Origin of the sequence: Sphingomonas sp. ABOLE (assembly GCF_003950455.1) — a bacterium.
GTDB classification, from domain to species: domain Bacteria; phylum Pseudomonadota; class Alphaproteobacteria; order Sphingomonadales; family Sphingomonadaceae; genus Sphingomonas; species Sphingomonas trueperi.
On the sequence record NZ_QQWY01000004.1, the window covers coordinates 122,223 to 136,521 of the forward strand.

The 14,299-nt window shown below is 67.9% G+C and carries 12 protein-coding genes and 1 tRNA gene; 7 read left to right on the forward strand and 6 right to left on the reverse strand.

Annotated features, from left to right (window positions below):
* Positions 1 to 13: 13 nt before the first annotated feature.
* Entirely contained in the window at positions 14 to 772 is a 759-nt protein-coding gene (locus CA234_RS04090) for an FCD domain-containing protein (RefSeq protein WP_126000979.1), read from the forward strand.
* A 242-nt stretch (positions 773 to 1,014) separates the two neighbouring features.
* Here the strand turns inward: CA234_RS04090 and CA234_RS04095 are convergent, their stop codons facing one another.
* Complete coding sequence (locus tag CA234_RS04095) at positions 1,015 to 2,313, reverse strand: sugar MFS transporter (protein WP_125976344.1); 1,299 nt, start codon at positions 2,311 to 2,313, stop codon at positions 1,015 to 1,017.
* A gap of 145 nt (positions 2,314 to 2,458) precedes the next feature.
* On the opposite strand from CA234_RS04095, the gene CA234_RS04100 reads away from it, so the two are divergent.
* The 5 genes from CA234_RS04100 (at position 2,459) to CA234_RS04120 (ending at position 8,923) form a co-directional block, all read left to right on the forward strand.
* Positions 2,459 to 3,592, forward strand: a complete 1,134-nt coding sequence (locus CA234_RS04100; protein WP_126000980.1) for an aldose epimerase family protein — start codon at positions 2,459 to 2,461, stop codon at positions 3,590 to 3,592.
* Between the two features lie 27 nt (positions 3,593 to 3,619).
* Positions 3,620 to 5,413, forward strand: a complete 1,794-nt coding sequence (locus CA234_RS04105; protein ID WP_126000981.1) for an IlvD/Edd family dehydratase — start codon at positions 3,620 to 3,622, stop codon at positions 5,411 to 5,413.
* Between the two features lie 165 nt (positions 5,414 to 5,578).
* Complete coding sequence (locus tag CA234_RS04110) at positions 5,579 to 6,118, forward strand: GNAT family N-acetyltransferase (RefSeq protein ID WP_126000982.1); 540 nt, start codon at positions 5,579 to 5,581, stop codon at positions 6,116 to 6,118.
* A 306-nt stretch (positions 6,119 to 6,424) separates the two neighbouring features.
* Positions 6,425 to 7,927 (forward strand): porin, encoded by a 1,503-nt coding sequence (locus CA234_RS04115; RefSeq protein ID WP_126000983.1) that lies wholly within the window; start codon positions 6,425 to 6,427, stop codon positions 7,925 to 7,927.
* 138 nt (positions 7,928 to 8,065) lie between these two features.
* The gene (locus CA234_RS04120; protein ID WP_125976333.1) at positions 8,066 to 8,923 is read left to right on the forward strand and encodes a PhzF family phenazine biosynthesis protein; all 858 of its coding nucleotides are present in this window, start codon (positions 8,066 to 8,068) and stop codon (positions 8,921 to 8,923) included.
* Here CA234_RS04120 and CA234_RS04125 read toward each other — a convergent pair.
* From CA234_RS04125 to CA234_RS04145, 5 genes are all read right to left on the reverse strand, one after another.
* A complete protein-coding gene (locus tag CA234_RS04125) occupies positions 8,907 to 10,127 on the reverse strand; it encodes a cation:dicarboxylase symporter family transporter (RefSeq protein WP_125976331.1) in 1,221 nt (406 codons plus the stop codon). The two genes, CA234_RS04120 and CA234_RS04125, sit on opposite strands and share 17 nt — an antisense overlap.
* A gap of 77 nt (positions 10,128 to 10,204) precedes the next feature.
* Positions 10,205 to 11,119, reverse strand: coding sequence for a hypothetical protein (locus tag CA234_RS04130; RefSeq protein WP_125976329.1), 915 nt, complete (start codon positions 11,117 to 11,119; stop codon positions 10,205 to 10,207).
* Positions 11,116 to 12,273: a glycosyltransferase gene (locus CA234_RS04135; RefSeq protein ID WP_209092276.1), complete on the reverse strand. Its 1,158-nt coding sequence runs from the start codon at positions 12,271 to 12,273 to the stop codon at positions 11,116 to 11,118. The genes CA234_RS04130 and CA234_RS04135 overlap by 4 nt, the downstream gene beginning before the upstream one ends.
* 365 nt (positions 12,274 to 12,638) lie before the next feature.
* Positions 12,639 to 12,713: transfer RNA gene (locus CA234_RS04140), tRNA-Val, on the reverse strand.
* A 56-nt stretch (positions 12,714 to 12,769) separates the two neighbouring features.
* On the reverse strand, positions 12,770 to 13,144 hold the full coding sequence (locus CA234_RS04145) for a response regulator (protein ID WP_066726103.1): 375 nt from the start codon (positions 13,142 to 13,144) through the stop codon (positions 12,770 to 12,772).
* Between the two features lie 114 nt (positions 13,145 to 13,258).
* On the opposite strand from CA234_RS04145, the gene CA234_RS04150 reads away from it, so the two are divergent.
* The gene (locus CA234_RS04150) at positions 13,259 to 14,104 is read left to right on the forward strand and encodes an N-formylglutamate amidohydrolase (RefSeq protein ID WP_125976328.1); all 846 of its coding nucleotides are present in this window, start codon (positions 13,259 to 13,261) and stop codon (positions 14,102 to 14,104) included.
* The last annotated feature ends 195 nt before the right edge of the window (positions 14,105 to 14,299 follow it).

Genomic DNA, 14,299 nt, shown 5'->3' on the forward strand with positions numbered 1-14,299 from the left:
GGAGAGCGAGCGGATGGCAGTGGACGATCAGGCGGACGGCGTGGACGAGGCAGGCGTGCAGCCGATCACCCGCACGCCCAAGGGCTCGGGCCGCCGCCTGCGGGGCGCGATCGCGCATTATCTCGGCATCCAGATCGTCTCCGGCGCGATCGCGCCCGGCGAGAAGCTGACCGGCGAGGTGGCCAATGCCGAGGCGCTCGACGTGTCGCGCAGCGCCTATCGCGAGGCGGTGCAGGTGCTCACCGCCAAGGGGCTGGTCGAGAGCCGTCCCAAGGCCGGCACCCGCGTGCTGCCGCGCAGCCGCTGGAACATGCTCGATCCGCAGGTGCTCGCCTGGGCGTTTTCGGGCGAGCCCGACACCGATTTCGTCCGCGACCTGTTCGAGCTGCGCGCCGTGGTCGAGCCCGCCGCCGCCCGCCTTGCGGCCGAACGCCGCGACCGCGACGACGTGAAGGCGATGCGCGACGCGCTCACCCAGATGCGCCGGCACACGCTCGCCACTGATGCCGGCCGGGCGGCGGACCGCGACTTCCACGATGCGCTGCTGGAAGCCACGCACAACAACGCACTGGTCGCGCTGAGCGCCAGCATCGGCGCGGCGGTGAGCTGGACGACCAAGTACAAGCAGCGCGCCCGCGCTTTGCCGCGCGATCCGGTGCCCGATCACATCAAGGTATTCGATGCGATCGCGGCCGGCGATCCGGATGCGGCGGCGGCAGCGATGCGCACGCTGGTCGACCTGGCGCTGGAAGACACCCGCCTCTCGATGTGAGGGCAAAGCGTCGGCTTCCGTCGAGCCGCGCGTCCTGCCGCGACGAAAGCTGCTTTCCTACACATCTTGTTTATGATTTGTTCCACTTCGGTCGATCGCGAATCGTCACGGAGGATCGGGTTTGTGTCGCCTTCCCGGAACTTTCGGAACTTTCGGGCATCGATCTCGCCCTCGATGCGGGGGGCTGCCGCGTGGATCAGCGCCGCCTCCCCCGAGCCGAGCCGGAGGAGGCGGGCACCGGATCAGTCCTCGATCGCGTTGGTCGGCTTGGAGCCCCACAGCGCATAGAACAGGATGTACAGCTCGCAGATCGCGGTCAGCAGGAACGAGTGCTGCAGGCCGTACTGGTCGGCCAGCCAGCCCTGCACCGCCACCAGCGCGCCGCCGGCGATCGCCATGATCAGCAGGCCCGAGCCCTCTTCGGTCAGCGGGCCGAGGCCCTTGATGCCGAGGGTGAAGATCGTCGGGAACATGATCGAGTGGAACAGGCCCACCAGGATCAGCGACCACATCGCCACTTCGCCCTGGGTGAACACGGTGACCATCATCACGATGAACGCGGCGATCGAGAAGGCGGCGAGCACGATCCCCGCATCCACCTTCTGCATGATCGCCGAACCGACGAAGCGGCCGACCATCATCCCGCCCCAGAGCAGGGTGAGGTAGCGGCCCGCCTGCTCGGTCGTCATGTTGCCGATCTCGGGACGGCTGACGAAATTCACGAACAGGTTGCCGACGCCGATCTCGGCGATCAGGTAGATGAAGATCGCGCCGATGCCGAACACCAGGTTGCGGTGGTTCCACAAGGAATGGTGCTTGCGCTCCTCCTTGGCGACGCGGCTCGTCGCAGAGCCCATCGCCGGCAGCGGGAAGCGCGCGATCACGATCGCCAGCACCAACAGCACGACGGCGACCAGCACGTACGGCAGGATCACCGCATGCGCGTCGGCCAGGCGCTCGGCCTGGGTGAGCGTCGCGCCCGCCTCCGCCGTGCCGCCCTTCGAGCGGCCGAGGATCAGATAAGCACCGAACAGCGGCGCGAGCATCGTGCCGGCCGAGTTCATCGCCTGCACGAGGTTGAGCCGCGACGAGGCGGTCTCCGACGGGCCGATCACCGCGACATAGGGGTTGGCCGCGACCTGCAGCAGCGTGATGCCGCTGGCGATCACGAACAGCATGAACAGCGTCACGCCGTAGGAGGGCAGGCTCGCCGCCAGCGTCATGCCCAGCGCGCCCGCCGCCATGATCAGCAGCCCGACGACCAGCGACTTCTGGTAGCCGATCCGCTCGATCAGCTTGGCCGAGGGAATCGAGGCGAAGAAATAGGCGATGAACCAGACGCTCTCGATCAGCGCCGCCTGGAAATAGCTGAGTTCGAACACGCTGCGCAGATGCGGCAGCAGCGTGCCGTTGATCACGGTGATGAAGCCCCACATGAAGAACAGCGTGGCCAGCAGGGCCAATGCGCGTCCATATTGCGTTGGGGGAGAGGCTTGCCCGGCCCCCGCCGGAGCAGCCTTTGACGTTGGCATGACCGCCATGCTGGTATGATCCTCTCGTTTTTTGCCACGGGCAGGCGCGGCGGGGTTGCTCTTCGCTTTCTAGTCGGAGTATTCAACCCGATGTCCAGCGTCAACGGCCGCGTCGCCGCTTGCAGCAGCGATAACCGATAGGGAGAGGCATTGCATGAATTATCTTATCAAGGGCGCGCTGCTCGCCACCGCGATGATTCCGCTGTCCGCACAGGCCGGCGAAGCCACGCGTGCCGCCTTCGGCACCACCGCCGACGGCCAGAAGGTAGAGGCCATCACCCTCACCAACGGCCATGGCATGCGCGCCACGATTATCAGCTACGGCGCGATCCTCCAGTCGCTCTCGGCACCCGACCGCAACGGCAAGTCCGAGGACGTGACGCTCGGCTATAACGACATGCAGGGCTATCTGGTCGCCCCCAACTATTTCGGCGCCACCGTCGGCCGCTACGCCAACCGCATCAAGGGCGGCACCTTCAGCATCGACGGCCAGACCTATACGCTCGCCAAGAACAACGGCCCCAACGCGCTCCACGGCGGCCCCAAGGGCTTCGACAAGCGGCTGTGGACCGTCGAGAAGGTGACGAGCGGCGAGACGTCGAGCGTGACGCTCCGCTATGTCTCCGCCGATGGCGAGGAAGGCTATCCCGGCCAGCTCACCGTCACCGCCACCTATGCGCTGAACGAGAAGAACGAGCTGTCGGTCGAATATACCGCCACCACGACCAAGCCGACCATCGTCAACATCACCAACCACAGCTTCTTCAACCTCGCCGGCGAAGCCTCGCAGCGCTCGATCTACGACCATGTCGTGACGATTCCCGCCGAGACCACGACGCCTGTCGACAAGACGCTGATCCCCACCGGCCAGCTCCGCCCGGTCGAAGGCACCCCGTTCGACTTCCGCAAGCCGACCGTGATCGGCAGCCGCATCCGCGATGGCCGCGATCCGCAGATCGTGTTCGGCCAGGGCTATGACGAGAATTTCGTGATCGCCAAGGCTCCCTCGGCCCAGCCGGTGCTCCATGCCCGCGTCGAGGATCCGTCGAGCGGCCGGGTGATGGAGATCCTCTCCAACCAGCCGGGCGTCCAATTCTATACCGGCAACTTTCTCGATGGCACCGCGATCGGCAAGTCCAACCATGCCTATCGCCAGGGCGACGCCCTCGCCCTCGAACCCCAGGTCTTCCCGGATACGCCCAACCAGCCGGCGCTCGGCTCGGCGCGGCTCGATCCGGGGCAGACGTACCGCAACCTGATCGTCTATCGCTTCTCGACGACCAACTGACCTTACCCCTCCCGCAAGGCTTTTCCGATGACCGACTCTGCCCCCAAGCTGCGCAGCCGCGCCTGGTTCGATAACCCTGACAACGTTGATATGACGGCGCTCTATCTCGAGCGCTATCTCAACTATGGGCTGAGCCTGGAGGAACTGCGCTCGGGCAAGCCGATCATCGGGATCGCCCAGACGGGTTCGGACCTGAGCCCCTGCAACCGCCACCACCTGGTGCTGGCCGAGCGCATCCGCGAAGGCATCCGCGAGGCCGGCGGCATCGCGATCGAGTTTCCGGTCCACCCGATCCAGGAAACCGGCAAGCGCCCGACCGCGGGACTCGATCGCAACCTCGCCTATCTCGGTCTGGTCGAGCTGCTCTACGGCTATCCGATCGACGGCGTGGTGCTGACCACCGGCTGCGACAAGACCACCCCGGCCTGCCTGATGGCGGCGGCCACCGTCAACATCCCGGCGATCGCGCTGTCGGTCGGGCCGATGCTCAACGGCTGGCACCGCGGCGAGCGCACTGGCTCCGGCACGATCGTGTGGAAGGCACGCGAGCTGCTCGCCGCCGGCGAGATCGATGACGAAGGCTTTATCCGTCTGGTCAGCTCCTCGGCGCCGTCGACTGGCTATTGCAACACCATGGGCACCGCGACGACGATGAACAGCCTCGCCGAGGCGCTGGGCATGATGCTGCCGGGTTCGGCGGCGATCCCCGCGCCGTACCGTGACCGCCAGGAAGTCGCCTATCGCACCGGCAAGCGCATCGTCGACATGGTGGCGGAAGACCTCAAGCCCTCCGACATCCTGACGCGCGAGGCATTCCTCAACGCGATCGTCGTCAACTCGGCGATCGGCGGCTCGACCAACGCCCCGATCCACTTGGCCGCGATTGCACGCCATGTCGGCGCCGAGCTCGCGCTCGACGATTGGCAGACCCACGGCCACAAGGTGCCGCTGCTGGTCAACCTGCAGCCTGCGGGCGAGTATCTCGGCGAGGATTATTACCGCGCCGGCGGTGTGCCCGCGGTGGTCGCCCAGCTGATGCAGCAGGGCCTGATCCACGAGAATGCGATCACCGCCAACGGCAAGACCATCGGCGAGAATTGCCGCCATGCGACGATCGAGGACGAGAAGGTCATCCGCCGCTTCGAGGAGCCGCTGGTCGAGGAAGCCGGCTTTATCGTGCTGCGCGGCAACCTGTTCGACGCGGCGATCATGAAGACCAGCGTGATCGGCCCCGAATTCCGCGACCGCTACCTCTCCAACCCGAACGACCCGGAGGCGTTCGAAGGCCCGGTCGTGGTGTTCGACGGCCCCGAGGATTACCACCACCGCATCGACGACCCCGCCGTCGGCATCACCACCGACACGCTGCTGGTGATGCGCGGCGCCGGCCCGATCGGTTATCCGGGTGCGGCCGAGGTCGTGAACATGCGCGCGCCGGCCTATCTGATCCGCGAGGGCGTGCATGCGCTGCCGTGCATCGGCGACGGCCGCCAGTCGGGCACCTCGGCCTCGCCCTCGATCCTCAACGCCTCGCCCGAGGCGGCGGCGATGGGCGGCCTGGCGCTGCTCAAGACCGGCGACCGGGTGCGGATCGACCTCAAGCGCGGCACCGCCGACGTGCTGATCCCGGCCGACGAGCTCGCCGAGCGCCGCCGCGTGCTGGCCGAGGCGGGCGGCTATGCCTATCCGGCCTCGCAGACGCCGTGGCAGGCGATCCAGCGCGCGGTGGTCGGCCAGATGAACACCGGCGCGATCCTGGAGGGCGCCGAGCAGTTCCAGCGCATCGCCCAGACGCACGGCATCCCGCGCGACAACCACTAAGAATGGCAACACCCCTCCCCGTGCCGGGTGGGCAATCGCATATGGCCAAGGACTCCCGTCATCCCGGCGGAAGCCGGGATAACGATGGTTTTCGATGCGCCGATATCCTTCGGGTTCAAATGCGATAGCCCTGCGGAACGGGGAGGAATGCGCAGGAACTCGCCGATGCCCGACTTCCCCCACCGCCTCGCCCAGCCAGACGACCTGGAGGCGCTGCGGGCGGTGATGGCCCGCGCGATCGCGCAGCTCCAGCACGATTTCCTCACCCCCGAGCAGATCGCCGCCAGCCACCAGGTGATGGGTCTCGACACCCAGCTGATCGCCGACCAGACCTATTTCCTTGTCGAGGACGGCGCGGGCACGATCGCCGGTTGCGGCGGCTGGTCGTTCCGCGCGACGCTCTATGGCGGCGACGCGAGCATCGTCGCCCGCGCGCCGCAAAGGCTCGATCCCGCCCACGACGCCGCCAAGATCCGGGCGATGTACACCAATCCCGATTTCACCCGCCGTGGCATCGGTCGCCGCATACTCGGCCTATGCGAGGAGGCCGCCCGCGCCGCCGGTTTCACGCGCGCCGAAATGATGGCGACCATGGCCGGCGTGCCGCTCTACGAAGCCTGCGGCTATGCCCAGGTGGAGCCGATCCTGCCCACCGCGATCGACGGCGTGTGCGTGCCGCTGGTGCGAATGGACAAGGCCCTGTGACGATCACATCGAGGCTCTCGGGAAAACACCTAGGCCAGGCACAACACCTGAGTAATCAAATTGGATATAACGCACTAGCAGATCATCAGGAACGGCGAACAAGTGCAAACGCAATAACGGAAAATACGTCCACTTTCACGTACCGATAACCAAAAGACGGTCGGTTTATTCGCCTTACACGCCACCATTGCATTTCTACGTAAACCCGTATCTTTCATTTCATTGCCGGATCATTGCGATAGTCCCGTCCTATACTGGTACTCAGTTGCCCTTGGCGACACAGGACCAACAAACGGGGTTGTCACGATGAAGACGAAGTTCCTGGCGGGCGCGGCGCTTTCGGCGCTGCTCTTCGCCACGCCGGCGCTCGCCCAGAACACGCCGGGAGATCAGGCCGAGCTGATCAAACTGCTCAAGGCGCAGGCCGAAGAGATCGCCGCGCTGCGCGCCCGTCTCGACAAGATCGAAAGCGCCCGGCCCGTCGCGCCCACCGCCAGCGCCTCCGCTGCCGCGCCGACGCAGCAGCAGGCAGCGCCGCAGCGGCGCGTCAGCGTCGCCAATGACGAGATGGTCGCCGATTCCTTTGCGCCGCAGCTCGCGGCTGCCGATCTCGCCGATCAGACCGTCGCCCAGGCGCGTGCGCTGGAGAACGTCTCGAACGTCAACACCGAATGGCGCGGGGGCCTGCCGATCTTCCGCTCCGCCGACGGCAAGTTCCTGTTCAAGATGCGCGGCCGTATCATCAACCATGCCAGCTCGACCTTCGGCTCGAACTACGACACCCGCAACATCACGACCACCGGCGCGCGCGCGCTGCGTATCGGTATCGAAGGCGCGGTCGGCCCGCACTTCTTCTACCAGTTCGAAAACGACTTCGCCGACAACACCTCGGACGTCGGCACGATGTTCGTCGGCTGGCGCAACGACATCGGCAAGGTTTCCTACGACGTCCGCTTCGGCAACATGTTCAACGATCGCGGGTTCGAAGGTTCGGGCGGGTCGGATGCGCCGCCCTTCCTGGAACGCAACGTCGTCGGCACCTCGATCATTCCGCAGCGCGGTTTCTATGGCATCGCGCTGATGTCGCGCCTGTTCTGGAATACCGGCCACGCCTCGATCACGCTCAGCGGCGACAGCGTCGATGCCACCCAGGCCACCAATGACAGCCGCACCGTGATGGCCCGCGCGCACTGGAATCCCTACAAGACCGGTCGCTCGCTCGTCCATGTCGGCCTGTGGGGCTTCGACGAGGCGCTGTCGTCGCGCGGACCCGGCACGCTGACCCGCAACACCGTGATCGGCGGCCGCTTCAACGGCAATCTGCGCGTGCAGACCGGCACGCTGGTCGGCGGCACCGGCACCACCGGCTATGGCGCCGAACTGGGCGGCTATGCCGGCCCGTTCTGGGTGATGGGCGAGGCCGGCAAGCGCGTCGCGCATCTCAACGCCGGCCGCCCGGACTTCGAGAGCAAGGCCTGGAGCCTGTCGACCGGCTTCTTCGTCACCGGCGACCTGCCGCCGTACAACCCGCGCCTCGGCACCTTCGCCCAGCCGCGCGTGCTGCGGCCGGTGTTCGACGGCGGCCCGGGCGCGATCGAGATCCTCGCCCGGTACGAGAATCTCGAATATTCCGGCATCCCGAACGCCACCAAGGGCGAGGCCGCGACGATCGGCACCAACTGGTATCTGGACAGCATCATCCGCGTTCAGCTGAACCTGATCCACTGGAAGACCAACAACCGCACCGGCTCATTCACCGGCAAGGACAGCGGCGAGACGATCAGCGCCGGCTTCGGCATCACCTTCTGATCCGATCGAACCAGGCTGCACGGCCGTCGCTCCCAGGGGAGCGGCGGCCGCAAGGCCGTTCGGCATCCGCTTGCCATGCGCGCGACAATCGGCAATCTCCCGCCGCGTGCCGCACGCGCGGCGGGGGAGATGCAGCAGATGACGACGCCCTTTTCGCTGGTCGACGTGTTCCATGACGGCCCGTTCACCGGCAATCCGCTGGCGGTGGTGCAGGGCGGCGGCGATCTCGACACCGAGACGATGCAGGCGATCACCCGCTGGTTCAACCTGAGCGAGACGGTGTTCCTGCTGCCCCCGAGCGTGCCGGGCGCCGACTATCACGCCCGCATCTTCACCCTCGATCGCGAACTGCCCTTTGCCGGCCATCCGACGCTGGGCGCCTGCCACGCCTGGCTGGCGGCGGGCGGCGCGGCGGCGGCAGCGGACCGGATCGTCCAGCAATGCGGCGCCGGGCTGATCCCGATCCGCCCCGAGGGCGACCGCCTCGCCTTCGCGGCGCCGCCGCTGCTGCGGAGCGGGCCCGTGGATGCGGAGACCCGCGCAACGCTCGCGGCGGCGCTGCGGATCGCTCCGGAAGCGATCGTCGATGCTGCCTGGGCGGACAACGGGCCCGGCTGGGTTGCGGTACTGCTCGACTCGGCGGAAGCCGTCCTCGCCGTAGAGCCGGTGCGGCACTCCGACGACCGGATCGAGATCGGCCTGATCGGCGCGCACCCGGCGGGGAGACCCGTGGATTGGGAAATCCGCACCATCTTCAGCGGCGCGTTCGGCACGGTGATCGAGGATCCGGTGACCGGCAGCTTCAACGCCTCGGCGGCGCAGTGGTTGTACGACAGCGGCCGCGTGACCGGCAGCTATGTCGCCGCACAAGGCACAAGGCTGGATCGGCGCGGGCGCATCTTCGTCGATTACGATGCAGACGGCGAGGCCTGGATCGGCGGTCGCAGCATGACGATCGCCGCAGGCACCCTGCCCGGTCTCAGCTCCCTCGCCTGACCAGCCGCGCGACCAGGGTCGTCGCGGTCACCTGGCCGGTGACGCTGGCGGTGGTGATGAACATGTCCGGGATCGCCGATACCGCGATGTAGAGCGGGATCATCGCCAGCGGCGCGCCGAGGATCTGCATGCCCGGCGCGTCGCAGGCATAGAGGATCGCCGCCCCCGGCAGCCCCGGCGTGGCGATGCCCGCGATCACCGCCGACAGCCCCGCCAGCACCCATTGCACCGGCGAGGCGTGTACGCCCGCCGCATGCGCCGCCAGGAATACCTCGATCACGGTGACCCCCGTCGTCGCCAATCGGAACGTGGAGATGGCAAGCGGCAGCGTGGTGCCCGCCACTTCCCGCGGCAATTGCAGCCCGTTGAGCGCCACGTCCATCGAGACCGGCGCGGTCGCCATCGACGAGCAGGTCCCCGCCGCGGTCGCCTGCGCGGGCACGATGCCGCGCGCGAACCGCCCGAGCGGCATCGCCCGTAGCCCGAAGACGAGCAGATAGCACATCCCGATCGCGAGCAGGCAGAACAGGATCTCCGCCGCCACGTCGCGCGCCAGCACGCCGGCGACGCTCGCCCCCGCCGCCTTGCCCGCCCCCATCGCCAGCACGAAGATGCCGATCGGCGCGGCGAGCAGGATCCAGTCGACGATCCGCGTCATCGCCTTGGCCAGTTCGTCGATCACCCCCGCCAGGCCGTTGCCCTCGGTGCGGGCGATCGCCACGCCCAGCAGCATCGCAAACACCACCAAGGGCAGCATCGCGCCGCTGGCCGCCGCCGCGATCGGGTTTTCGGGCAGGATGGCGAGGATCTGTTCGGAGGCGCTCGGCACGTGCGGCACCGCCGGCGGGCCCGCGGTGAGGAGCCCGGCGAGCGGGTCCGGCCCCAACGGGAACAGCCACAGCACGATCTCCAGCGCCCCCCAGGCAAGCAGCGCGGCAAGCACCAGCATCGGCAGGAATACCGCGAAGCTGGTCGCAAGCAGCCGCCCGCCCTGGCCGTGGCGCACCGCGTTGACCACGCCGCTCACCACCAGCGCGAACACCAGCGGCACCAGGGTCATGGTCAGCGCGCGGATCCAGAAGGCGCCGATCGGCGCGACCAGGTCGATCCACGGCACCAGGAACGCGCCCGCGGGCCAGCGCGCGGCAAAGCCGAGCAGCACCCCCGCCAGCAGCGCGCCGATCACCAGCGCCGTCTTCGCCATCACCCGTCCCTCATCCTTGATACCGGCGCGGCTGATGGCGGCTGCGGCACGCGGGCGCCAGCGTCTTTTTGCGCGACTCAGGCCAGGCGCGGCCGGGGACGCGCGACGAAGTCGGCGAGCGCCGAAACGCCGCCGACCACGACATGCGCCGCCAGCATCAGCGTGGCGACGAACAGCACCGCGCCCGCCAGCCCGGCAGCGTCGCCGAGCAGCGCAACGATCAGCGGTGCGAGCAGCGCCTCGCGGGCAGGCACGAAGGGCAGCCGCGACATCATCATCCGCAGCGTGCCGACCAGAAACAGCGCCGCCACCGACACCGAGGGCAGCAGCAGCTTCCACAGTAATGCGGTGAGCACCAGGCTGAGCAGGATCCGGGCGGTATGGATGCCGATCGTCACCGCCAGCTGCCGCGGCGGCAGCGCGAAGACGAAGCGGCGGAAGAAGAAGATCGCCAGCGACGAGAGCACGATCGTCGCGGTCGAGATCAGCAGCGTAGTGAACAGCGCGCCCTTGGCGAGCCCATGGACGATCGGCGCATTGAGCACCAGCATCGCCAAGGTGACGAGATTGCCCGCCAGCGCCGAGGTGACCGCCACGTCCCGCAGCGTCTCGAACGGCCGACCCTCGGGGCCCAGCGTCCGCCGCGCCCAGACATAGAGCTGCGCGTCGCCCGAATAGCCGAGCACGACTTCATTGGCCGCCTGCTTGCGCAGCAGCGCGGGAAAGGCAGCGGCGCCCAGCCCCCAGATCCGGCGCAGGATCAGCCAGTCCATGAACGGCGACAGCACATAGGTCGCGACGAAGCACAGCCAGAACAACGGATTGGTCGGCGTCTGGGTAAGTACGGAGAAATCGATCCCGTCGAGCTGCCAGAACACCGCGACTAGGATGGCCGCCGAGAAGGCGAGGCCGATGATCGCGAGCAGCCGTTCCCGGGTGGTCGTCGAAAGCGATGCATAGGCGGTGCGGACCGCCTGCACGGGAGACTTCATGCAGGAACCTCTTGCTCCACCGGCATCGGCCGGCGGGCGGCATGCGCTTCCGCTGCCGCGACGAACAGCGCAAGATAATCCTGCGCCGAACGTTCGATGGTGAAACGCCGCAGCGAGGCGAGCAGCGCCGGCCGATCCGGAGTCGCACAGGGTGCGGTACGGATCGCCTCGGCGAGCAGCGCTTCGTTCTGCGGCACGATCATGCCGAAACGGCCCTGGCTGAGCAGGCTGCGCAGGCCCGCCCCGCAATCGGTGGAAACGACGGCGAGGCCCGCGGCCAGCGCCTCGATCACCACCGCCGGCACGCCCTCGTAGCGCGAGGACATCAGCAGCACGTCATAGTCGTGCAGATGCGCGGGCGCATCGGCGACATGGCCGGCGAAGCGGACGCGATCGGCGATGCCCAGCGATGCGGCGAGCGCTTCCAGCATGGGCCGTTCGGCGCCGTCGCCGAAGATCGTCAGCGTCTCGCCCGGCTGCACCGCGCGGGCGAAGGCGCGCAGCATCAACGCGAAATGCTTCTGCGGCGCCAGCCGGCCGATCGCCACGAAGCGGCGCGGCCCGGCGGGGCGCTGGGCGCGCTCGGGCAGCAACTGCATCGCGCAGATCGCCGGATCGTGAACGACATGGCCGCGCTGCGCCATCACCGGCGGCAGTTCGGGGAGCATCGCCTCGTCCATCACCACCCAGCTGCGCGCGCACCGCGCCTGGATTCGCAGCCATGCGCGCCAGAAAAAGCGACCAAGCGGATTGAGGTCGCGCCGCGCGAGATCGTTGCTGACCTTGACGACGATTGGCGGGCAGCGCCGCCCGAGCAGCAGCGTCATCGCCACTGCGACGATCGTGTAGGTGGAACCGGCGACGAACAGCACGTCGGGCCGCAGCCGCCGAATCGCAGCGGGCAGCGTGAGGATCATCCACAGCGTTTCCCAGCCGCCCTGGTGCCTGCGCGGCTGGCGCGGCATTTCATAGGCGACATCGGCGAACTCGTCGCGCATCGCCCCGTCCTCGCGGCCGAGGAACAGCGGCGCGTCCACGCCCATCGCGCGCCAGTGCCGGACCAGCCGCAGCGCCACACGCTCCACGCCGCCCGGCGCGAAGCTGTGGAGGAAGGTGAGAACGCGGATTCGTCCGCTGCTATAATGTGGCGACAATCGCGGATCCCCTTGTCATCATTGCGATCGTCCCGCCAACTTGCCAGCTTTTGTTCGACCCGGACACTCCGGAGCACCCCGCATGCTCCGAAACGTTGGCCTCCGCCGGCGACACGTTGCGCAACAACAATCCACGCCCTTCGACGACGCGGACCTGCGGGATCCGCACCACAAGCGGAAAAAATTCTGCGGGCGCCACGGTCGGCATCGGGGCCGATACGCCGGAACACCCGCCACGCCAAGCTGCAAGCGCGGTCAGGATGCCAGCACACCAGCCGCGAATCGCCGGCTTGCGTCGAGACGCGAATCAAAACCGCCACAAAATCAAAAACCCCGCCAAGCCGGTGGCTTGGCGGGGTTTTTGATGGTGGGCGCGGCAAGGATTGAACTTGCGACCCCTGCGATGTCAACACAGTGCTCTACCACTGAGCTACGCGCCCGAAACTCGGGAAGCGCGCCTCTAGCGGGGGTCTGCCCCCCGCGCAAGCGCTAATTTTCAGTTCAGCCCCACATTTTCCGATTCGAACATCCGATCGACCTCCAGCACCAAGTCCCGCAGGTGGAACGGCTTGGACAGCACGCGCGCCTGCGGCACCTGCTTGCCGGCGCGCAGCGTCACCGCGGCGAAGCCGGTGATGAACATCACCCGCATCTCCGGCGCGATCTCGGCGGCACGCTGGGCGAGCTCGATCCCGTCCATTTCGGGCATCACGATGTCGGTGAGGAGCAGGTCGAATCGCTCGGTCTCGAGCAGCGGCACTGCCGCCGTGCCGCGATCGACAGCGCTGACCGCATAGCCCGAGCGCTCCAGCGCGCGGGTGAGGTATTCGCGCATCACGCGGTCGTCCTCGGCCAGCAGAATCCGGATCATCTTCACCCCATTAGGTACCAACCGCCCGCTCCTTATGCGGCAAGGCCTTAAGATTTTCCAGCCGCCGCCACCCTATCATTTGCCCGTACGCGCGCGCGCGCCTAGGCTACCCGGGTGACTAGCGCCGCCAGCTTCGATCGCTACGGGCCGGTACCGCCGGAAAGCCCCGTGCTGCTCTCCGCCCCCCATGGCGGGCGCGACTATCCGGAGTCGCTGCTTGCAGCCCTGCGCGTTTCCCCCGCCGTGCTGCGCGCGCTGGAGGACCGGCATGTCGATTCGCTGGCGCTGGGCGCACGGCGCGACGAGACCTTGTTCGTCGCCACCCGCGCCCGTGCCTGGATCGACCTCAACCGCGCCGAGCACGAACGCGACCCCCAGATCGACGAGGGCGCGCATCTGCTCGGGCGCCCCTTGTCGGCCAAGGTGCGCAGCGGGCTGGGGCTGGTGCCGCGGCGGGTGGGCACGCTCGGCCAGCTGTGGCGCGGGCGCTTCGCCGCCGAGGACGTGACCGCGCGCATCCATGCCGACCACCGCCCCTATCATCTCGCGCTCGCCGAGGCGCTGGCGGCGGCGCGGGCGCGCTTCGGCATCGCGCTGCTGCTCGACATCCACTCGATGCCGCCGCTGGGGTCGCCCGAAAGCGCGCCGCGGCTGGTGATCGGCGATCGCTTCGGCCGTGCCGCCGCCGCGCGCTTCGGGGCGCGGGTGGAGGCCGTCGCGCGGCAGCACGGCATCGCGGTCGCCGCCAACACGCCCTATGCCGGCGGCCATATCCTCGAGCGGCACGGCGACCCGCGCCGCGGCGTGCATGCGCTGCAGCTCGAAATCGATCGGTCGCTCTATCTGGATGCGCAGCTGGACCAACTCGGCCCCGGTGCCGAGACAGTGGCGGCGCTGCTGCGCGCGATCATCGACGCGCTCGCCGACGAGACCCTGCCCGGCGCGCTCGCCGCCGAGTAATCGCCACGTAAAAAAACCACCCCGTGGTTACCCACGAGGTGGCCAAGGTTCAGGGAGGAGACACGCCCGAAGGCGCGTCGCACGGCATCGCGAAAGGGGGGACACGAGCCGTACCTACAAGATATAGAGAGCAGGCGACCGAGTTCAAGGCAACTCATCGCAGAAGTTCTTCGATTGAACGGCGGGGTGGTTTTT